4 protein-coding genes are annotated in these 3819 nt (G+C 70.7%); all 4 read right to left on the bottom strand.

The genetic code is table 11. The features are described 5' to 3' along the window. Positions 1-143: 143 nt before the first annotated feature. Positions 144-386, bottom strand: a complete 243-nt coding sequence (locus tag ACFWTE_RS29750) for a DUF3039 domain-containing protein (protein ID WP_378783266.1) — start codon at positions 384-386, stop codon at positions 144-146. 66 nt (positions 387-452) lie between these two features. Beyond that, positions 453-1034, bottom strand: a complete 582-nt coding sequence (locus ACFWTE_RS29755) for a YqgE/AlgH family protein (RefSeq protein WP_378783268.1) — start codon at positions 1032-1034, stop codon at positions 453-455. A gap of 102 nt (positions 1035-1136) precedes the next feature. After that, a complete protein-coding gene (locus tag ACFWTE_RS29760) occupies positions 1137-2543 on the bottom strand; it encodes an NAD-dependent malic enzyme (RefSeq protein WP_378783269.1) in 1407 nt (468 codons plus the stop codon). Positions 2544-2918: 375 nt separating this feature from the next. After that, positions 2919-3671 (bottom strand): AAA family ATPase, encoded by a 753-nt coding sequence (locus ACFWTE_RS29765; protein ID WP_378783271.1) that lies wholly within the window; start codon positions 3669-3671, stop codon positions 2919-2921. Positions 3672-3819 lie beyond the last annotated feature (148 nt).

Consider the following 3819-nt stretch of genomic DNA (forward strand, 5'->3'; position numbering starts at 1 on the left):
GAACGAGCCAACCCGCCGCAGGCACCGAAGGTTCCCGCGTTGAGGGGCACCCGGGCCGAAGCGAAGCACGAAGGCCTTGGCACAGCGACTGTGCCAAGGCCTTTCGTATGGCGCCCGCCGTGTGGAGGCGACGTGGAGACGCTCTACTTCATCATCTCCTCGTACGCCTTCTTGCAGTCGGGGCACACGGGGAACTTCTTGGGGTCCCGGTTGGGGACCCAGACCTTGCCGCACAGGGCGATCACCGGGTCGCCGGTGACGGCACTCTCGGTGATCTTGTCCTTCTGCACGTAGTGGGCGAACCGCTCCCGGTCCCCACCGTCGTGGGAGATGTCCGGCTTGGTCTCGCTGTCAGGAAGGACCTTGTTGAGGATGTCCATCGCCATCGTGCCTCACACCTTTCGACGTCTGCGTTCCACGGTATAGGGTGCCGCGCCCACCACGGTGGGGTCTCAGTTCATGGTGGGATCGTCCGGGTAGGTGGACAGGAGCGCCAGTTGTCCGCCCTGGCGTCGGAGGACCCGCGACCACAGACCCTCGGGTGCCGTGGTGAACACGTCCGAGGCGACGGCGTCGACCACGAACCACGCGCCCTCGCCGATCTCCTCCTTGAGCTGGCCCGCGCTCCACCCGGCGTAGCCCGCGAACACGCGGAACGCGCCCAGGGCCGTGCCCAGCACCTGTGGGGGCCCGTCCAGGTCGACCACGCCGAGCCCGTCCAGTCCCAGTCCCGGGGCCAGACCCTCCAGCGGTGACCAGCCCGGCGGCGGTTCTCCCGCGCCGGTGACGCCCAGTGCTATGCCGGAGTCCTCCCCGACCGGGCCTCCCGAGAACATCACCGCCGGTTCGCTCGCGTAGGCGCCCCAGTCGGTGACGATCTCGTCCACGGCCGTGGCCAGGGGGCGGTTGAGGATCACCCCGAGGGTGCCGTCGCCCGTGTCGTCCACGACGAACACCACCGAGCGGCGGAAGGAGTCCTCCTGGAGGAGGGGGGCGGCCACCAGGAGCCGCCCGGTCATTGTCGACTGGTCCATGCTGCACCTCTACCCCGGAACAGCCGCCGTTCCGCCCGTGTTCCCAGGCCGTTACACGCCCGGGTCCACGGGCCCCTTCCCCGGGGAAGGCCCCTCCCCGGGTTACTCGCCCCGGTCCCGCAGCCCGCGCTGGGCGACCTCGCGCACCGCGGTCGCCACGTGGGTGGACAGGTCGGAGTGGAAGACGCTGGGGATGATGTAGTTCGGGCCCAGTTCGTCCTCGCTGACGACGTCGGCGAGGGCCTCGGCTGCGGCGACCATCATGTCCGAGGTGATGTGGTGGCTCTGTGCGTCGAGCAGCCCGCGGAAGAAGCCGGGGAAGACCAGGACGTTGTTGATCTGGTTCGGGTAGTCGCTGCGGCCCGTGGCGACGACGGAGGCGTGCAGGTGCGCGACCTCGGGGTCGACCTCCGGGTCGGGGTTGGCCAGCGCGAAGATGATCGAGTCGTCGTTCATCTCGGCGATGGCCTCGCCGTCGAGCAGGTTGGGGGCGGAGACGCCGATGAACACGTCCGCGCCGACGACGGCGCCCCTGAGGTCGCCGCTGTAGCCGGCGGGGTTGGTGTTCTCGGCGATCCACTGGAGGTTGGGGTCCAGGTCCTCGCGCCCGGTGTGCACGGCGCCGAGGACGTCGCTGACGATGACGTCGCGGGCTCCGGCGTGCATGAGGAGCTTGAGGATGGCGGTGCCGGCAGCGCCCGCGCCGGACATGGCGATGCGGACTTCGCTGAGCTTCTTGCCGACGACGCGCAGGGCGTTGCGCAGGGCGGCGAGGACGACGATGGCGGTGCCGTGCTGGTCGTCGTGGAAGACGGGGATGTCGAGCAGCTCACGCAGGCGGGCCTCGACCTCGAAGCAGCGGGGCGCGGAGATGTCCTCCAGGTTGATGCCGCCGAAGCCCGGGGCGATCACCTGGACGGTGCGGACGATCTCGTCCACGTCCTGGGTGTCCAGGGCGATGGGCCAGGCGTCGATGTCGGCGAAGCGTTTGAACAGGGCTGCCTTGCCCTCCATGACGGGCATGGCGGCCTCGGGGCCGATGTTGCCCAGGCCCAGGACCGCGGATCCGTCGGTGACGACCGCGACGCTGTTGCGCTTGATGGTCAGCCGTCGGGCGTCGTCCTTGTTGGCGGCGATGGCCTGGGAGACGCGCGCGACGCCGGGGGTGTAGGCCATGGAGAGCTCGTCGCGGTTGCGCAGCGGCACCTTCGACTTCATCTCGATCTTGCCGCCGAGGTGCATGAGGAAGGTCCGGTCGCTGACCTTGTGCACGATGACGCCCTCGATGGCGCCCAGGGCGTCGACAATGGCCTGTGCGTGCTCGGTGTCCCGGGCGGCGCACGTGACGTCGATGCGGATGCGCTCGTGCCCGGCAGCGGCCACGTCCAGCGCGGTGATCATGCCGCCCACCTGCTCCACGGCGTTGGTGAGGCTGCCGACGGCGCTTCCCCCAGCGTCCAGTTCGAGGCGGACGGTGATGGAGTACGAAACGCTGGGAAGGGTGGCCACGTGTTGCTCCTCGGCTCTTGCTCGGTGTTGTGCGTCCGTCGGGCACGCGGACGGCCCCTCCCCGGGACGCGCTCTGTCGGCATCGGGGGCCCTTCCACCGCGGGGCGGTACCGCGCTCACGCGGCCCGCCCGGGGGGGGCTCGGTGCGGTCGGCGCGTGCGCGGGGTGGCGCCCGCGTCCCGTCCTTGCGCGGGGCGAGGGTGTCCTGCGTGTCCGGTTCACGCGGCCTCCACCGTGGTGGCGGCCGCACGCGGACCTCGGTTGCGGGTGGGGGGCTGGTCAGGACCCGGAACCAAGTCGCCTCACCTTACCTGAGTCAAGCGCCCACCGTCAGCACAAGGTGACAATTACCGCGATGGTAAAAAATCGCACAAATTACGACGAATCAGATGTGTCGTCGGGGCGAGGGCCAGAAGGCGCCACCCGGTCCTCGGCCGCTCTCACCACGAGGTCGGCACAGGCCTCCAGCGACAGAGCCGCGGTGTCCAGGACCAGGTGGTAGTGCCGGGGGTCGGCGGGGTCGGCGTGGTAGAAGCGGCGCACGTAGGAGGCCCGGGCCCGGTCGTTGTCGTCCAGCAGCCGCAGCGTGGGTACGCCCTCCCCCCAGCCGTGTCCGGCGCACTCCTCCCGGTCCCCCGACTCCCACAGGGCGCGGGCCCTGCGCAGGCGCGCATGGCGGTCACCGTCCAGACGGACGTGCAGGGCGGTGTCGTGGTCGGCGAGGACCACTGCGCCGGCGCGCCCGAGGACGACGCCTCCGCCGTGGGCGACCTCGCCGATGACGAGTTCGGTCTGCTCGACGAACTCGTGGTCGTAGAGGAGGCGGCCCTCGTCGTTGGTCGTGCCGATGAAGGCGGTGTCGACGCTTCCCAGGGTGACGGTGGGGAGGCGGGCCGCGCTGGCGAGGAGGCGTTCGAGCCCTCCCGGGGCGCGGTCGTCGCGTTGGAGGACCTCGTCCAGGGAGCAGCCGATCTGGGCCGCCACGGCGCTGGGGATCGCCCGGTCGAGGAAGGCCACACCCAGCCGGGCCGCGACAGCGGGGCCGACGGCGCTGCCTCCCGCACCATAGGTGGCCGAGATCGTGACCACGGGCTCGCCGTGTGCGCGGGGGGTGTCGTCGCTCGCCATGGGGCACCTGCCGGGTCGACCGGCGGACCGTGCCGTCCGCCTCTTGCGGAGTCTTTACCCAAGCGGTGAACGCCTATCCCCGTGATCGCCCGCGCAAGAACGCGCGGCCTTTCCGTGACGTCCGCACCGGGCGGGGTCCATGCGGGAC

The sequence above is a fragment of the Nocardiopsis sp. NPDC058631 genome (assembly GCF_042716955.1).
Classification (GTDB): Bacteria; Actinomycetota; Actinomycetes; order Streptosporangiales; family Streptosporangiaceae; genus Nocardiopsis.